The sequence below is a fragment of the uncultured Meiothermus sp. genome, assembly GCF_937863175.1.
Classification (GTDB): Bacteria; Deinococcota; Deinococci; order Deinococcales; family Thermaceae; genus Meiothermus.
In genome coordinates this window covers 1-16310 of record NZ_CALMCQ010000109.1, presented here as the reverse complement: position 1 = coordinate 16310, position 16310 = coordinate 1, and the positions used below count along the sequence as shown (strand labels likewise).

16 protein-coding genes are annotated in these 16310 nt (G+C 59.7%); 12 read left to right on the top strand and 4 right to left on the bottom strand.

All coding sequences use genetic code 11. The features are described from left to right. Positions 1 to 262 precede the first annotated feature (262 nt). A complete protein-coding gene (locus tag Q0288_RS04440) occupies positions 263 to 1522 on the top strand; it encodes an esterase-like activity of phytase family protein (RefSeq protein WP_299427785.1) in 1260 nt (419 codons plus the stop codon). 139 nt (positions 1523 to 1661) lie between these two features. On the opposite strand, the gene pyrF is transcribed toward Q0288_RS04440, so the two are convergent. From pyrF to Q0288_RS04425, 3 genes are all read right to left on the bottom strand, one after another. Then, positions 1662 to 2444, bottom strand: coding sequence for an orotidine-5'-phosphate decarboxylase (pyrF, locus tag Q0288_RS04435; protein WP_299427782.1), 783 nt, complete (start codon positions 2442 to 2444; stop codon positions 1662 to 1664). Between the two features lie 118 nt (positions 2445 to 2562). Next, complete coding sequence (locus Q0288_RS04430) at positions 2563 to 3582, bottom strand: asparaginase (RefSeq protein ID WP_299427779.1); 1020 nt, start codon at positions 3580 to 3582, stop codon at positions 2563 to 2565. Positions 3583 to 3592: 10 nt separating this feature from the next. Further along, positions 3593 to 3772: a hypothetical protein gene (locus Q0288_RS04425; RefSeq protein ID WP_299427776.1), complete on the bottom strand. Its 180-nt coding sequence runs from the start codon at positions 3770 to 3772 to the stop codon at positions 3593 to 3595. Between the two features lie 142 nt (positions 3773 to 3914). On the opposite strand from Q0288_RS04425, the gene Q0288_RS04420 reads away from it, so the two are divergent. The 3 genes from Q0288_RS04420 to Q0288_RS04410 all read left to right on the top strand — a co-directional run bounded on the left by Q0288_RS04420 (position 3915) and on the right by Q0288_RS04410 (position 6340). Further along, the gene (locus Q0288_RS04420; protein ID WP_299427773.1) at positions 3915 to 5426 is read left to right on the top strand and encodes an alkaline phosphatase; all 1512 of its coding nucleotides are present in this window, start codon (positions 3915 to 3917) and stop codon (positions 5424 to 5426) included. 62 nt (positions 5427 to 5488) lie between these two features. Then, a complete protein-coding gene (locus Q0288_RS04415; protein WP_299427770.1) occupies positions 5489 to 5932 on the top strand; it encodes a Rieske 2Fe-2S domain-containing protein in 444 nt (147 codons plus the stop codon). Positions 5933 to 6001: 69 nt separating this feature from the next. Continuing rightward, entirely contained in the window at positions 6002 to 6340 is a 339-nt protein-coding gene (locus tag Q0288_RS04410; protein ID WP_299427767.1) for a YegP family protein, read from the top strand. Here Q0288_RS04410 and Q0288_RS04405 read toward each other — a convergent pair. Further along, positions 6335 to 6673, bottom strand: a complete 339-nt coding sequence (locus Q0288_RS04405) for a DUF309 domain-containing protein (protein ID WP_299427764.1) — start codon at positions 6671 to 6673, stop codon at positions 6335 to 6337. The genes Q0288_RS04410 and Q0288_RS04405 overlap by 6 nt on opposite strands. A 93-nt stretch (positions 6674 to 6766) precedes the next feature. Here Q0288_RS04405 and trxA point away from each other — a divergent pair, with 93 nt between their 5' ends. From trxA to Q0288_RS04365, 8 genes are all read left to right on the top strand, one after another. Continuing rightward, on the top strand, positions 6767 to 7099 hold the full coding sequence (trxA, locus tag Q0288_RS04400) for a thioredoxin (protein WP_299427761.1): 333 nt from the start codon (positions 6767 to 6769) through the stop codon (positions 7097 to 7099). 87 nt (positions 7100 to 7186) lie between these two features. Next, positions 7187 to 8413, top strand: coding sequence for a cytochrome P450 (locus Q0288_RS04395; RefSeq protein WP_299427758.1), 1227 nt, complete (start codon positions 7187 to 7189; stop codon positions 8411 to 8413). A 215-nt stretch (positions 8414 to 8628) separates the two neighbouring features. Beyond that, entirely contained in the window at positions 8629 to 9615 is a 987-nt protein-coding gene (gene plsX / locus Q0288_RS04390) for a phosphate acyltransferase PlsX (RefSeq protein ID WP_299427754.1), read from the top strand. Positions 9616 to 9642: 27 nt separating this feature from the next. Beyond that, the gene (locus tag Q0288_RS04385) at positions 9643 to 10710 is read left to right on the top strand and encodes a mechanosensitive ion channel family protein (protein ID WP_299427751.1); all 1068 of its coding nucleotides are present in this window, start codon (positions 9643 to 9645) and stop codon (positions 10708 to 10710) included. Between the two features lie 37 nt (positions 10711 to 10747). Continuing rightward, on the top strand, positions 10748 to 11974 hold the full coding sequence (lhgO, locus tag Q0288_RS04380) for an L-2-hydroxyglutarate oxidase (protein ID WP_299427748.1): 1227 nt from the start codon (positions 10748 to 10750) through the stop codon (positions 11972 to 11974). Between the two features lie 699 nt (positions 11975 to 12673). Beyond that, positions 12674 to 14404 (top strand): phosphoglucomutase, encoded by a 1731-nt coding sequence (locus Q0288_RS04375; protein ID WP_299427745.1) that lies wholly within the window; start codon positions 12674 to 12676, stop codon positions 14402 to 14404. Next, positions 14401 to 14745: a DUF4180 domain-containing protein gene (locus tag Q0288_RS04370; RefSeq protein ID WP_299427742.1), complete on the top strand. Its 345-nt coding sequence runs from the start codon at positions 14401 to 14403 to the stop codon at positions 14743 to 14745. Before Q0288_RS04375 ends, Q0288_RS04370 begins: the two co-directional genes overlap by 4 nt. A gap of 206 nt (positions 14746 to 14951) precedes the next feature. Next, positions 14952 to 16184: a PEGA domain-containing protein gene (locus tag Q0288_RS04365; protein ID WP_299427739.1), complete on the top strand. Its 1233-nt coding sequence runs from the start codon at positions 14952 to 14954 to the stop codon at positions 16182 to 16184. Positions 16185 to 16310 lie beyond the last annotated feature (126 nt).

Here is a 16310-nt window from a genome sequence, read left to right as displayed (position 1 = left end):
AAACCGCTCCTGGATCCCTCTGGGTTCTGTGAAGGGTGCGCCTTCTGCGGCAACCGACTCAGTCTGGCAGAGACAACGGTGGGAGTGTCATGTCCAAATAAGAACCTAGGTGAAAAATCCTTGACTGGCTACTGGCAGGCTGTCTTGTAGCAGGCATCTGGTATTGGAACAGATTCTTTCCGCCTCGAGCCTGCCCCCACACAGCCCAGCCTACCCCTTGCCGGTCCAGGCAGGCCGCTGGGGAATCCCTGACGGAGGAGACATGCATAAGTTCATTTTTACAATCGCCGGGCTGGTTCTTGGGCTGGTTGGTCTGGCCCAGCCCCCTCGCAGTGAGCTGGTAGGTTTTGCCGAGTTGCCAGCCGAGACCTTTGTCCCTGGCCCTCCAAGCGGAGCCTTTCGTGCAACTCCTGGAATACGCGCAGCCCAGGCACCCTTTAGCTCTCAGCCTGTGCAGGGCTTCAGTGCGGTACAGCTAGGGCCTCGCCCAGGAACCTTCTGGATGCTTGCCGACAATGGTTTCGGCTCCAAGGCCAACAGCCCCGACTTTCTGCTGCGTATCTACCAGGTGACCCCTCAGCCGCGTACTGCCCAGGGCGGGGCCGGTGGGGTACTGGTCAATCGCTTTATTCAGTTACGCGACCCCAACCGCAGGATTCCCTTCCCCATCCTTAACGAAAACACCCCTGACCGCCGCCTGACCGGCTACGACTTTGACCCCGAGTCCCTGGTGGTTGCTGCCGATGGCAGCTTCTGGGTTGGTGAGGAGTTTGGCCCCTTCCTGCTTCATTTCGATGCGAATGGGGTTCTACTGGCACCTCCGATAGCTACGCCCGATTTTGGCGCCGGTAGAAATCCAGTCAGTGACCAGGTACGGGCTCCTGAACACCCCAGTCTGATCATTAATCCGGTAGCCCCAGGACAGCCCTGGCCTGCCAACCTGCCCCGCACCCGTGGCTTCGAGGGCATGACCAGCAACCCTGCCCGAAGCCGCATCTTCGCCATGCTCGAGGGTACCGTGGTGGGCGATCCGGCAGGCACGGTAAGGCTGATGGAGGTAGATCCAGTCAACCGCCGTTTCGTGGGACTGGTAGGCCGCTACCCGCTTGATGACCCGGGCCATGCCATTGGAGAGATCGCGGTGATCAACGAAAACGAGTATCTGGTGATTGAGCGCGATGGACGCCAGGGTGACGAGGCCCTTTTCAAACGGATATTTCGCATAGACCTGACCCGCCGTGACGCCAACGGGGTCTTTGTTAAGGAGCTGCTGGTAGACCTGCTTAACATCGCAGATCCGCGGGGCCTCTCCCGTCACACCCGCGAAGGCAATTTCCGCTTTCCGTTCTTCACCATTGAGGCGGTGATTGTGCTGGACGCCAATACCATTCTGGTTACCAACGACAACAATTTTCCCGCCACCGGCGGGCGGGGAGCAGAGGTCAGAGACCCCAACGAGTTTATCTGGCTACGCCTCCCAACACCGCTTCAGCTGGCTCCTGGCGTAGGCCAGTCCCGATAAACCATACCTGAAAAAGCCCCCGATCGGGGGGTTTGCCATAATCGTCCCGTTGGTTGCTCTGACCGCAGTACAACCGCAAGCCAGTCCGGGTTTAATCTGATGTCATCAGGGGCTCCCATCGCGTTTTCCACTGGCAGGGTTAAGCCAGCGCTTCCAGGTACAACCCGGCCTGACGAACCGCCTCCTCTAGATTGGGCTGCCCGCCGGGATAGTACAACGCGCGGCTGGCCGAATTGAGCAGACCCGAACCTTTGACGACCCCACCCCCCTGGACTCCCAACCCCGGCAACAGCAACAACGAATGCGGCAAGCGGCCCCGAATCTCGCCAATCTGCTTGGGGTAGGTTGCACCTACCACCGCCGCGATGCGCGACCAGTTGCCCACCCGCTGCTGCTCGGCCTGTATGGCTAGATAATCCGCGACCGCCTGGTACAAGACACCAGAGGACTCGAGGGCCAGATCCTGAAATAAACTCGAGCCGGGATTGGAGGTCTTGACCAACACGAAGACCGCCCCTGCGGACTGCCGGGCTACTTTGAAAAAGGGTTCCAGGGCATCGCTGCCCAGATAAGGGTTCACCGTCAGGGCCGAGCCAGGATAGGTTTCCAGGTAAGCCCTGGCATAGGCTTCGGCGGACGAACCGATGTCGCCCCGCTTGGCATCCACAATCACCGGCAGCGAGAGCACCCTGGCTCCGGCAATCAGCTCATGCATCAGGGCAAAACCTTGCGGCCCCATGGCTTCAAAAAAAGCGGCCTGAAACTTCACGGCGCACACCTTCGAGGCCAGGGCTTCCAGCAGTTCCAGCGAGTAGTTGCGAATATGTGCCAGGGGACTGCTCCCGTGCAATGCCGGACGCGGGTCTACGCCCAGAACCAGCGGTGGGCGGCTCAACACTTCATCCACAAACTCGCTCTGCATCCGGGCTAGCTTACCTGACGGATCAGACCCAGGGCAGAACTTGCTGAAGGGCAATAACGAAAAGCGGCGTCAGGCGCAACAGCAATGGCACTTTGGAGAAAGACTCTTCGCCTGAACCTTACACCGCTGAAACCGAGGCGCTGTCCAGCCAGGACAGCTCGAGCCTGGCCTCCAGATAACCCACCTCGAGCCTGCGCACATTCCGAATCAGCGGTCTGCGCCACTCCAGCGCCACCTCCGGTGAGAGAAGGCCCAGCTCCTCCAGTAGCCGGACGACCATCGGCTCTCGAGCCTCGTTGGAGCCACTCTCAACCTTGAGCGCAATCCCAATCTCTCCCCAGCGGGTATCCCGCAAGGCCATACCGTAGTAGCCATCCGCTCCGCGCTTGGATACCAGACCGGGCAGAGTCTGCATCAGCACCGTATCAATGCTCTGAGGGCCAGCCACCAGGTCGGGGTGTTGCCGCATGGCCCGAAAAACCGCTCCCAGACCTTCTCGATACTCGAATGGCGCGGCCTCGGGTCTGGCTAACAATGCAAACATGCGGGCTGCGGAGGCCAGGGGTAGCACAAAGGTGGGGACGCTGCACCCATCCACCCCGTAGGAAATCTGGTTGAAACTCGAGAGGTCGCGCAAAGTCTGTAAATTTAGCTGTTGAACCGGATGTTCGGGCTGCTCGTAGCCCCTGGGGTCGGCCCCCATTGCCAGTGCGGCAGCCACCATGCCGGTATGCTTTCCCGAGCAGTTGTTGTGCAGGACGGTAGCCGGCTGACCGGCTTGCTGTAAGGCTTTGCGCGAAGCGGGATCGAAAGGCAGGTGGGCGCCACAGGCCAGATAGCTGGCATCCAGTCCGATCTTGCGCAGATAGTTACCGGCAATGGCTACATGTTGTTCCATTCCATCATGGGAGGCACAGGTCAGGGCGACCTCGGCGGGGGTGATGCCAAAGCGCTCGATAGCCCCGCTCCGGTAGAGGGCCAGAGCCTGGAAGGGCTTGGCCGAGGAGCGCAGGTGGGCCCAGAGATGGGGGTTGCCGCTATAGGCCAGCAATCGTCCGGTGGGGTCAACAATAGCCAGCGAGACCTTGTGACGGTTTTCGATCAGGCCCCCCCGATAGGCGTAGGTATAGGCGTTCACGGCCAATAGCCTACCGCTTTAGCTCAAAGGCCGTAAGCTTTCCGGCCTGGCAGAAGAGTGAGTAGATCGGGTATTTGTAAAAGCCGCAGCCGGTTACAGCCGGGGCGATTTTTCTGGGGGCGGTGTCTATCCCGAAGCTATAACCTGAGCCAGCGGTGCCGGGTTCAACCTCGAGGCCTGCCCAGAACATGGGAGGGACTGAGTGCGGGGTCTGGCCGAAGATCACCACGCCTATGGGTCAAAACCAGGGTCGAGCGGCGGGAAATCTATATCTCACTCCCTGACCTCCTTCTGACACCTCAGGGCAAGCATATCTTTTGGAGGATGATGCTATGAAACGCAGAGAGCTTATCAAAGCAGGTGTGGTGGCCGGGGTTGCTGGAGCACTCACGGCCCAGGCTCAGCAGGCCCAGGCCAATCAACCCCCCATTCTGACCCGTGCCCGTAACCTGATATTCTTTGCCTACGACGGGATGGGCTGGGAGGATTATGCGATTGCCCAGTTTTATGCGCGCCGGGTTCTGGGCAAGCCGATGGCCCTCGAGCGCTTTCTATCTACCGGAATAAACGGACTACAAAACACCAATAGCCTGACCAGCTTCGTCACCGAGTCCAGTGCCGCCTCCAACGCCTGGAGCACCGGGGTCAAGACGGTGAACGGTGGTCTGGCGATTCATGTGGACGGGCGCAAACTCACCCCCATTTTTGCCCTGGCCAAGCAACAGGGCAAGGCAGTGGGACTGGTAACGACCTCCACCGTTACCCACGCCACCCCTGCGGGCTTCATCGTATCCAACCCCGACCGCAATGCCGAAGAGCAGATTGCCGAGCAGTACCTGGAGTTTGGCGCTGAGGTGTACCTGGGCGGGGGCCAGCGCTTCTTCGACCCTGCGGTGCGCCGTGACCGGAAAGATCTGTATGCCGAGTACGCAGCCAAAGGCTATGCGATCGCCAGAACCCCTGCCGAGATGGAGGCAGCCAATGCTTCCAAACTGCTGGGCGTGTTTAGCACCAGCCACGTGCCCTACGAGGTAGACCGCCGTTTCCAGAACGTGAACGTGCCCAGCCTGGCCGCCATGACCCGCAAAGCCCTGCCGATTCTGGCCGGTAAACGCGAGGGCTTTGTGTTGCAGGTGGAGTCAGCTCGCATTGACCACGCCAACCATCTCAACGATGCCGCGGCTGCCATGTGGGATATCCTGGCTGCTGACGAGGCTCTCGAGGTGGTGATGAACTTTGTAGATCAGAACCCCGATACCCTGCTGATTATCGGTTCGGATCATGTCTGCGGTGCGCCTGCTTTGTATGGGGCCGGGTCGGTGTATCGGGCTGGCAGCGTGGGCATTGACTTGCTTAAGAACGAGAAGGGCTCGATTGAGTTCATGCTGGGCAGGTTGGGTAGCCAGCCCACGGTGGAAGGCGTAACCGAGCTGTACCGTAGCGTCAAAGGGACTGCCCTCTCCCCCGAACAAGCCCAGGCCGTGGTGGCGGCCATCACCCAGCGGGTTTTCCTGCCCGATACGGTGGTACGGGGAATCCAGCCCGCCAACACCCTGTCCTGGGTAATGCGCCAGACCGATGCAGCCCAGGTCAACCGCCCCAACATCGGTTGGAACTCCGGCCAGCACACCGCAGGCCCAACCCTGTTTGGGGTTTATGGGCGTGGGGTCAACTCTGCTCGCATCGGGCTAATAGACAATACCTTCAACTTTACCCTGATGACCCGTGCGTTGGGCATCCGCTTCCAGAACCCCGTGATGAGTGAGCAGGAAGCCCTGGAAGTATTGCGCAGCCGTGCCGAGGTGCCCTGGAACCACCCCGACGATACCCTGGCGTTGGCCTGATCAAACCAACCAACAGGCAGGGGGTGTAAGCCTCCTGCTGTTGTTTGAAGGAGGGGACATTGATGAACCGGCGAGATGCCAACAAAGCTATCCTGGGCAGCGCCCTGGCTCTGGTGGGTGGCCAGGTGCTGAGTCAAGCCACCCCGCTACCGGCAGTGCGAATTGGCGAACTGATCCGGCTATCGGAAATTTGGGCTGACCTCGAGTTTCGGTTCGCCAGCGAGCCCGCGCTGCTGGTGCGGGTGCCGATACCGCAGCAGGTCAACCCCCGCGTGCTCAAGGTGAGCGAGCAGATCTATCTCACCGCCTACTCCCGCACCTGTACCCACGCCGGCTGCACCGTGCCCTTGCCCGACCGCCAGCAACGGATAGAGTGCTCTTGCCACGGCAGCCGCTTCAAGGCCGATGGATCGCTCCAGGGGGGCCCGGCAGACAGGCCGTTGCGGGCTATCAGGCTCGAGGTGCGCGAGGGAGCGGTATGGGCGGTGGGGTGGCTGGATGGCTGAAGCCTTTGCATATCTCCTGCATACAGATCGGGTAGCATGACTGTGCCAGACCCATTTTAGGAGGTATGCATGGCAGCTAAGTTTGTGCTCACACTCGCGTCTGATAAGCAGTATATGTTCAACCTCAAGGCTGGTAATGGCGAGCCCATCCTTACCAGCGAGCGCTACAAGAGCAAAGATGGGGCCTTGAACGCTATAGCCTCAGTCAGGGAGAACGCGCCCCTGGACGAGCGTTACGAGCGCCGTACCGCCAGCAACGGCTCTCCCTACTTCGTGCTTAAAGCCGCCAACCACCAGGAAATCGGGCGTAGCGAGATGTATAGCTCACCCGGCGCAATGGAGAATGGTATTGCTTCGGTCAAGAAAAATGCGCTCGAGGCCACCCTCGAGGATCAGACCACCTCATAAAAGTGGAAACCCAGGGTGATAGGAAGACCTCTCGAGCTTCCGCCGGACTTCCTGAATCAACTCAGCTACCCGGATACCCTGATAAACTTCGGGAATGCTGTGCAGGCGTTTCAGAGCCTTGTCAAAGTTGCGCCAGCCACCCCGCTCACTGGTTCTGGCTTTGTGTAAAGCGGCGGCCAGAAGTATAATGCCGTGGGTCAGCTCACGATCTAGCCCGGAAAGCTTTAGCCACAGGGGCTCCAGAGCTTCATGTACCTCCCAAAATTGACCCTGATTCCACAGCTCCAGGGCGTGGATGTATTCTGGCGTACCCAATAAATTAACTTTCTGCATTAAAAAAAGTGTACCGGCTTCCCCTACTCCCGAACAGGAGTGTTAGAGTGTGAAGGCGAAAGAGCCGGGTGGCTCGCAGTGAGGAAAATGAATATGGCCAAACCCATCGAAGTGAACGACGCCAACTTTGACGCAACCCTCAAGGACAATCAGTTGTTGCTGGTAGATTTTTGGGCCGAGTGGTGTGGGCCTTGCCGTATGGTGGCCCCGGTCATGGAAGACCTGGCCAAAGAGTACGAAGGCAAAGTGAAAGTGGCCAAGCTGGATGTAGACTCCAACCCCCAGACTGCCATGAAGTTCCGGGTGATGAGCATTCCCACCATCATCCTGTTCAAAAATGGTCAGCCGGTTGAAGTGATGGTGGGCGCAGCCCCCAAGGGCAACTTTGTAGCCCGCCTGAACAAGCACGTGTCTGTAAACGCCTAAAACCTCTTGCCCTGCACCCCCTGCTGCCAGGAGGGGGTTGTTTGATCCCTCACAACAAGGAAGGTTGGGGGGATTATTCTTGCACCCATGCAAACCCATCATCTCGCCCTCAACGATCCGGCTTTTGTCTACGACCCCTACCCCACCCTGAACAGGCTCAGGGAGAACCTGCCGGTGTTCTACGATGAAGTCTGGAACAAGGTTTTTTTTCTGCGCTACGAGGATATTTCCAACCTGTTGCGCGACAAGCGGCTGGGGCGCTCGATTACCCATATTCTCTCCCGCGACGAGCTGGGCTGGCCCCCACCCAGCCCCCTCACGGCGGACTTCGACCAATTCCAGTCCGACCACATGCTCGATAGCGAGCCCCCCAAACATACCCGCCTGAAAAGTCTGATGATGAAAGCTTTCACCCCGGCGCGGGTGGAGGGCCTGCGCGGCAGAATCCAGCAGATCGTAAATGATTTGCTGGATCGGGCAGAGGATCGGGGCCGGATGGATCTGCTGAGCGATTACGCCGAGCCGCTTCCGGTGGCGGTTATTGCCGAGTTGTTGGGCGTACCGAAGGAAGATCGCCCACTCTTGCGCCCCTGGTCGGCCCGAATCGTCAGGCTTTACGAGCTTGGCTACACCGACGAGCAGGCCAGAGACGCCAACCAGGCGGTGGTGGAGTTTTCCGGGTATATCAAAAAGCTGGCCGATGAACGTCGCGGTAAGCCCGGCGACGACCTGATTTCGGCTTTGGTGGAAGTGGAGGAGCAGGGGGAGAAGCTCACCCCCGATGAGTTGGTCGCCAACTGCATTCTGCTTTTGAACGCGGGTCACGAAGCCACCGTCAACGGTACCACTGCTGGCTTTCTGGCCCTAGCACGCAACCCCGAGCAGATGGAGCAGGCCAGGGAGGCCGCAGCTAGAAACCGACCCGACTTTTTCAAACTGGGGGTGGAGGAGATGTTGCGCTACGATACACCCTTGCCGATGTTTGAGCGCTGGGTGCTGGACGACTTCGACTTCAAGGGCATTCCACTGCGGCGCGGCCAGGAGGTGGCCCTGATGTATGCCTCGGGGAACCGCGACCCAGGCAAATTTTCCAACCCCGACCAACTCAACCTGACTCGAGCCGAGAACCCCCACCTGACCTTTGGGCTGGGCATCCACTACTGCATCGGTGCGCCGTTGGCCCGCCTCGAGCTTCAAATTTCGTTCCAGACCTTGCTAAAGCGGCTGCCAAACATCCAACTGGCAACTGACCGGGTAGAGTACAGCGGCGGATTCGTGATCCGGGGTCACAAGGCCATGCCGGTAGCGTGGTGAACGACCACCATCCCCACACGGTCGGCAAAGAAGAAGCTCCCTGCGGCCTTGCTGGCCCCTGCTGGTCGGGGAAGAACCAATGCCTGTACGATTTCTCCAGGAACGATTTTTCGGAAGCCATAAACCGAAAGTGTTTTACTCACCGCAACAAGCGCCGCTAAAGGCAGCCCTAACCGGGCTTTCGGCTTTTCGCTTTGGGCCTTAGGCTGTATCCCATGAAGCCAATTGCCCTAGACGCAATGGGGGGCGACCATGCCCCCAGGGTTACGGTGGAAGGCGCACTCCTGGCCCACAAACAGGGGATTCCGGTTGTTCTGGTCGGCCAGACCTCGGTTTTGAAACAGGAGCTGAAAAACCAGGGGGGCGACCTGCCCATCGCGGAAGCGCCCGAATATATCACCATGCAAGACCAGGCCACCGACGTGCGTAAGAAGCGTCGGGCGTCCATCAATATCTGCATGGAACTGGTAAAGCAAACCGAGGCTTCGGCGACGGTGGCGATGGGGCACACCGGGGCCACGCTGGCCTCGGCCTTGTTTGGGCTGGGGCGTATACAGGGGGTAGACCGTCCCACTTTGTTGATTGAGTTGCCCAGCGAGAAAGGCCGCACCTATCTGACCGATGGCGGGGCCAACGTAGACTGCAAGCCCGAGTGGCTGGTGCAGTTTGCCGTGATGGCCACAGCCTATGCCCAAGCCCAGGGAGTCCAGAACCCCAGCGTGGGGCTGCTCTCGATTGGCGAGGAAGAAGAAAAGGGCAACGAACTCACCTTACAAACTTTTCCCCTGCTCAAGGCTACGCCGGGCATCCGCTTCTATGGCAATGTTGAGGGGAGCGATATATTCAAGGGCAGTACCGATATTGTGGTAACCGATGGTTTTACCGGCAATGTGGTGCTCAAGCTTTCCGAAGGCGAGGCCCGTACCATCTTCAAATGGGTGCGGGAAGCCCTGAGCAGTGGTTCTGTGATCACCAGGCTGGGGGCGTTGCTGGTACGACCTGCCTTGCAGGGTTTGCGGGCTAAGATGGATCCGGCAGAGTACGGGGCGATGCCTCTGCTGGGCGTGGAAGGTTCGGTATTTATCGGACATGGCTCTGCCGATGGGAGGGCGGTGCACAGCGCCATCCGCAAGGCTAAGAGCGTGGTGGAGGCCAGCCTGGTAGAAAGGGTGCGCGCCGGGATCGCCCGACTGACCGGGTAGGGCAGAAAGTAGAAGGGATTTGAGATTATGGAGACCTCGAGCCTCTGGCTAGACACTCTGATCAGTATCGGCCTGCTGATCCTGGGTTTTTGGGTAGGGCGGGCGGGGGCCGGCCTTGCGGGCTGGCTGGCCAGACTGACGCCCGACACCCGGGATGACCGCTACTGGCGCTGGGCAGGCTGGCTGTGGTGGGGCCTGACCGGGGTGATGGTGGCCTCGCTGGCGGTACACGTCTGGCAGGCCGAACTCGAGCCCCTTCGTAGCTGGGGCCAGAACCTGTCGGGCTGGCTGGGCGAGCGGGGCCTGGCCGTGCTCTTGATTATTGGGGCGACCTCGCTGGCCCTTCGCCTGGTTCCCCGCCTTTTGCAGCGGATACCGGTAGAAAATGGGGAGTTTAGCCGCCAGCAGGTGCGGGCCCAGACCCTCAAGGGGGTGCTCGAGGCGGTTTTGCAGGTATTTATTGTGGTTTTTGGGCTGTTGCTGGTACTGTCCAACCTGGGCCTTAACGTAACCGCGCTGCTGGCGGGGGCCGGGGTGGTGGGGCTGGGCATCTCGCTGGCAGCACAAAACCTGATCCGGGATGTACTCAACGGATTCTTTATCCTGCTGGAGGACCAGTACGGGGTGGGCGATGTGATCACGGTAGACCAGCTTTCGGGCGGGGTGGAGCGTTTTAACCTGCGGGTTACGGTGCTGCGCGACCTCGAGGGCCGGGTACACTTCATTCCCAACTCCACCATCCAGCAGGTCACGGTGATGAGCCGCGACTGGGCGCGGGCGGTGGTGGATGTCTCAGTAGCCTACGAAACACCGGTAGACAAGGCTCTGGAGGTGGTACGCACGGAAGCCGAGGCTTTCTACCACAACCCTGAGTGGAAGGATAAGTTTACCGACCAGGCCCCCGAGATGCTGGGCATCCAGCAGCTCGCCGAGTCCGGCATCGTTATCCGGGTGTTGTTCAACACCAAGCCCAAACAACAGTGGGCGATTGGCCGCGAGTTCCGCCGCCGCATCAAACTGCGCCTGGATGCCGAGCGTATCGAGATTCCTTACCCTACCCGGCGCATTGTCAACCCCGAGAACAGCAATCCCTGAACCGAGACCCGCCCATTTCAAGAATAGAATGGTTGGGATGAAAACCTGCGACTACCTGGTCATCGGTGGGGGCATTGTGGGCCTCACGACCGCTTTGGAACTCAAAAAGCGCCACCGTAATGCAAAAATTGTGGTATTGGAAAAGGAAAAAGAGCTGGCCCTGCATGGCTCGGGGCGCAACTCGGGGGTGTTGCACGCGGGGTTTTATTACGCCGCCGACTCGCTCCGGGCCCGTTTCACCCGCGATGGCAACGCCCGCTGGAAGCAGTTTGTGCTGGAGCGTGGCCTGAAAATTAACCCCTGCGGCAAGCTGGTGGTAGCCAAGAACGAGCAGGAGGTGGAAGGGCTGTACGAGCTCAAGCGCCGGGGCGACGTAAACGGAGTGGAGACCTATTTGATTTCGCTCGAGGAGGCCAAAAAAATCGAGCCCAGGGTCAAATCTACCCAGATGGTTCTGTGGTCGCCCAGCACCGCCACCGTAGACCCCAGGGAGTGTATGGCTGCGGTCGCCTCGGACTGCCAGTCCGAGGGGATTGAAATCCGGCTGGATAGTCCGTATCAGGGGCGGCGGGGCAACGATGTCATCGCCCCCCAGGACGTCTATAGTGCGGGTTTTGTGGTCAATGCGGCGGGCCTGCACGCTGACCGGGTAGCCCACGATTTTGGGGTGGGCCTCCGGTATCGAATCCTGCCCTTCAAGGGTCTGTATGTCTACGGCTCCGAGCCAGCAGGTTCACTCAAAACCAACATTTATCCGGTACCCGACCTGCGCAGCACCTTTCTGGGCGTCCATTTCACCGTTACCGTGGATGGCCAGGCCAAAATTGGACCGACTGCAATTCCGGCTTTCTGGCGCGAAAACTACCAGGGTCTAAAGGGCTTCGATGCCCTCGAGGCCCTCTCGATCCTGCGCGACGAGGCGATTTTGTTCTTCCGCAACGATTTCAACTTCAGGGGGATTGCCCTGGAGGAGATCAAAAAATACTCCCAGGCTTACCTGGTCTCCCAGGCCAGTGCGCTGCTGGAGGGTGTCAAGCCGGAAAACTACCGCACCTGGGGCCGTCCGGGCATCCGCGCCCAGCTTTACGACCACCAGGACAAAAGACTGGTGATGGATTTTATGATCGAGGGCAACCACCAGGGCCTGCACGTGCTCAACGCCATCTCACCGGCCTGGACCGCTGCCATGCCCTTTGCTGAGTACGTAGCCGATAGGGCAGAGCAGTTGCAAGGGGGTCAGGAAGTGGGCTCGGGAAGGGCGTAATCGAGGTAAGGTTGATTTTCTTTGCAGGGTTTTGCTTGCTGGTTTGTCGCAACTCTCAGGTTGAGGGTCTACTGAAGGTCGAAAGCCTGAGTTCGTCGTAGGCCTGTTCCAGACTCTAGAGCCTGAAGCCTGAACAGGAGCTGGGATTCGGGCAGGGCTGGCGGAAGCAGTTTATTGGCCAAGATGATCGTTAGTCCCACGCTATGGAGTCGGCCATGCCATTCTCGGCAATGTTATTGTCCAGTCTATGGAGTAGGCCATGCCATCTTTGGCTATGTGATTGTCCTCTCTGAGGCGGTTGCCGAAGGAGCCTGCCCTGAGCCTGCCGAAGGGGAAGCACTCCAGTTCACCCCGCAAGTCAAGCCGGGTTTATCCTCTCCTGGATTGCCACATCGGCCTGTGGTCTCCTCGCAATGGCGGCTGGAACGTATATCTTCGTCATTGCGACATCTATAAAGCCGCTGCCATTCTGAACGCAGCGTTAGCGCCGTGTTTATGCAGAGCCTGTCAAGCAAAGAATCTGATGCGCTTGGGTTTGAGTGGTCACCTCTCAGAGTAGGCCGCCACGCATGACAGATTCGCACTTTCATTGTCGCCAACTGCCAAACGGCATTTCTACTAGGGCACCAGCTTCATGCAAACCCACGTTGCTCAACTCTGCTCGTCTGGAATAGACTCCTACATGAATAAGGAGCCTTTATGTCGCTGCATCCCCTGGCTGGCAAACCCGCACCATACAGCATTCTGGTCAACATTCCCCGGCTGGTCAGCAGCTACTACGCTATCCAGCCTGACCCCCAGAACCCAGCCCAGCGCGTGGCCTTTGGAACCAGCGGGCACCGGGGAACCTCTTTTAGCGGAACCTTCAACGAGGCCCACATTCTGGCGGTCTCGCAGGCGGTGGCCGAGTACCGGGCCGAGCAGGGCATCAGCGGGCCACTCTTCATCGGGATGGACAGCCATGCTCTTTCCGAAGCCGCCTGGATCACGGCGGTGGAAGTGCTCACGGCCAATGGGGTGGATGTGCGGGTGGAGAAAGGACGCGGCTACACGCCTACGCCGTTGGTATCGCACGCCATTCTGGAACATAACCGGGGCAGAAGCAGCGGACTCTCCGATGGCATCGTCATCACGCCCAGCCACAACCCACCGCAGGACGGCGGCTTCAAATACAACCCACCGAGTGGTGGCCCTGCCGATAGCAGCGTGACCAAGGCGGTGCAGGAGCGGGCCAATCAAATTCTGCTGGATGGTCTAACCAGGGGGACGATCCCCTTCGGGACGGACTGGAGTCCGTACACCAGCGGGACGATCCCCTTCGGGACGGACTGGAGTCCGTACACCAGGGTGAAACGCTGGCCGCTGAGCCAGGCCCTGAAGTCCGTTCAGGAGTTCGATTTTGTCACGCCCTATGTAAGTCAGTTGGAAAGCATCATTGATATAGAGATCATCAAGGCGGCGGGGGTTCGGATTGGGGTTGACCCCCTGGGTGGTTCGTCGCTGGCCGTCTGGCAGCAGATCGCCGAGCATTTTGGCCTGAACCTGACCATTGTCAACGAACGAATTGATCCCAGCTTTTCCTTCATGACGGTGGACAAAGACGGCAAAATTCGCATGGACTGCTCGTCGCCTTACGCTATGGCCTCGCTGATCGGGCTCAAGGATAAATTCGATGTGGCCATTGGCAACGACCCTGATGCCGACCGGCATGGCATCGTTACCCCCGAGGGCCTGATGAACCCCAACCACTACCTGGCGGTCTGCATCTATTACCTCTATCAGAACCGTCCGCAGTGGCGTGCGGACATGGGCGTCGGGAAGACCCTGGTCAGCAGCAGCATGATTGACCGGGTGGCCCGTAGCCTGGGCAAGAGGCTGGTGGAAGTGCCGGTGGGTTTCAAGTATTTCGTGGAGGGGCTGGCGGGTGGAACCCTTGGCTTTGGGGGTGAAGAAAGCGCCGGTGCCTCGTTCTTGCGCAGGGATGGCTCGGCCTGGAGCACCGACAAGGACGGTATCATCCTGGGCTTGCTGGCGGCGGAGATTCTGGCCAGGACCGGCAGATCACCCAGCCAGCATTTTCATGAGCTGACAGCCAGGTTTGGCTCTTCGGCCTACAGCCGCATGGACGCAGAGGCGAATGCTGCTCAAAAGCAAGCGCTGTCCAACCTGACACCCGAGATGGTCCCGGCTACAGAACTGGCGGGTGAGCCCATCATCGCCAAACTGACCCGTGCCCCTGGCAACAACGAGCCCATTGGGGGGCTCAAGGTGGTGACCGAGAATGCCTGGTTTGCCGCCCGGCCTTCCGGAACTGAGGACGTATACAAGATTTATGCCGAGAGCTTCAGGGGGCCTGAGCACCTCGAGCGCGTGATGGGCGAGGCCCAGGAAGTGGTGAGTGCAGCCTTCCGTGCAGGGGGTGTGCAGTGAACATTCTGGTCGCTCCAAACCCGGGCCTATCGCTTCTATCGGTGCAGGATATCCCTGATGTGATTGAGATGGGTATGGGCGCAGATGGCCTGATCTTGTTGGCCGATGAGTTGCCTCAAACCTTCTTCGATCTGCGCACAGGTTTTGCCGGGGAACTTTTTCAAAAGCTGGTCAACTACCAGATTCGCTCGGTTCTGGTGCTACCTGACTTCAACGCCTACGGCCAACGCTTCGCCGAGCTGGCTTACGAGCACCGGGTGCACCCCCAGATTCGCTTCGTCAGAACGCTGGATGAGGCCGTAGGCTTCCTGCAAAAGTCGCTGATGGCGGATAGCCAGTAGCGGATAGCTGCGTCGGACACGGCAACCCTGGCGACCAACTGGTACTCCAGCATCCCGTCAAACAGCGGGGCTCGAGGGCTGATTCTGGCCTGGCCTTTTGAGTCATAGCGGCTAAAGACTTGCTCAATGCCAGAGTTAACTTTGGCTGAATCGCTTCTCATGCCTGCCAGACGGTGTATCTTACCCTGGGGGTAAGGAGGCCATACATGAAGCGAAATTTCTTTATCTCGGCAATAGGACTTCTACTCTCGAGCATGGTTCTGGCGGCACCAGAACTAAGCCCCCAGGGTATTATCGTCAACCCGGTGCCCACCGATTTGCAGGTACGGGTCTGGGTGGACAAAGACCCCGGCAAGACCGGCAACCCGGTGTATCAGATTGGCGAGCGCATCCGGGTCTCGGTGCAGGTCAACCAGGATGCCCATGTGTACATCTTCAGTGTCAAATCCACCGGCGAAATTGGCCTGATTCTACCCAACGCCCTCGATCAAAATAACTTCTTGCGGGGGGGAGAAACCCGCATCTTCCCGCCCGCTGCGGGCGCACGCTACACCCTGGATGTGGGTGGCCCCGAGGGGCAAGACCGGGTTCTGGCCGTAGCCAGTCGCCAGCCACTCTCACTGGCGCAGATCGCCAACATCCAGACCGGACAGGTCAGTGTACAGGGTGCGGACAACCTGGCCAGGGCGCTCTCCATTGTCGTAACCCCTCTCCCACAACAGGACTGGGTTTCCAATGTAGCCTTCTTCATCGTAGGGCGGGCGGCGGTGACGCCGGTGCCACAACCCCAGCCAAGCACCGGCACCCTCAGCGTGAACTCCACTCCCGGCGGTGCACAGGTGCTGGTAGAGGGCCGGGTGGTGGGCAGTACCCCCCTTAATATCGTAGTGCGTCCAGGGCGTGTGGATCTCGAGCTGCGCCTGGGCGGCCACCAGGCATTCCGAACTTCGGTGCAGGTTCGCCCAGGTGAGACCGCTGTGGTCAATGCCAGCCTGACCCCGGTGGTGCAGAACGGTCTGCTGCAAATCAACTCCAACCCGCAGGGCGCACAGGTGCTGGTGGGGGGCCGGGTGGTGGGCAGTACCCCCCTCAACCTGACCGTGCAGCCGGGCCGCTACGATATCGAGCTGCGCCTGGGCGGCTTCCAGGGCTTCCGCACCTCGGTGGGGGTGGGCAGCGGCCAGACCGTGCCGGTGAATGCCAACCTGCAAGCCCTGCGCGGCACCCTCGAGGTCTTCACCAACGTAGATGCTCGCATTTTTATAGATGGTCGCGAGGTGGGTCAGACCCGGGGTGGTCTCCTGCGCATTGATGATGTGGAACCCGGCACCCTGCAGGTAGTGGCACTGGCCCCCGGTTTTCGGGTGGAAGTGCGCGAGGTGCGCGCCGAGCCGGGACGGGCCCAGCAGGTGCGCCTGAACCTGAACCGAGCCCGATAGACGATAGACAATCCAGGCCTTTTGAAGCCGCAGCTTGCAGCGGCTTCATACCAGATTCGAAACCCGACCGAAGGGAGACGCGTTTTCGCCGACCGTCCGGGGGTGGGGGACTCCAGAATACATAAT